The sequence below is a fragment of the Faecalibacterium sp. DFI.5.82 genome, from assembly GCF_029076575.1.
Lineage (GTDB): Bacteria > Bacillota > Clostridia > Oscillospirales > Ruminococcaceae > Faecalibacterium > Faecalibacterium duncaniae.
In genome coordinates, this window is the sequence record NZ_JARFIS010000985.1 from 1 (window position 1) to 293 (window position 293).

Annotated in this window: 1 protein-coding gene; it reads left to right on the forward strand. The window is 50.5% G+C overall.

What is annotated here, in order from left to right; translation table 11 throughout:
* Positions 1 to 293 (forward strand): PcfB family protein (locus P0G09_RS19800; protein ID WP_275253529.1); only part of this gene is annotated, 293 nt, incomplete at both ends.

Here is a 293-nt window from a genome sequence, read left to right on the forward strand (position 1 = left end):
CCAAAATTGTTGCAATTATGATCAAGGGCGGCAAAATCTCAGCCGAGGTGCTGAAAAAGGCACTGGACAAGTTCGTGCAGGAGATTGAGAAGGCACAGAAGCAGATGCAGCAGCCAAAAACATATCGCGGCAAGCAGTCCATCAAGCATCTGATGAGCCAGAATGCCGCCATCTCCAACATCGAAGTGACGGATGGCAACATCAAATCCTTTGAGCGGACCGCCAGCAAATACGGTCTGGACTTTGCGCTCAAGAAAGTCGTTTCCGTTGAGCCGCCCAGCTATCTTGTCTTC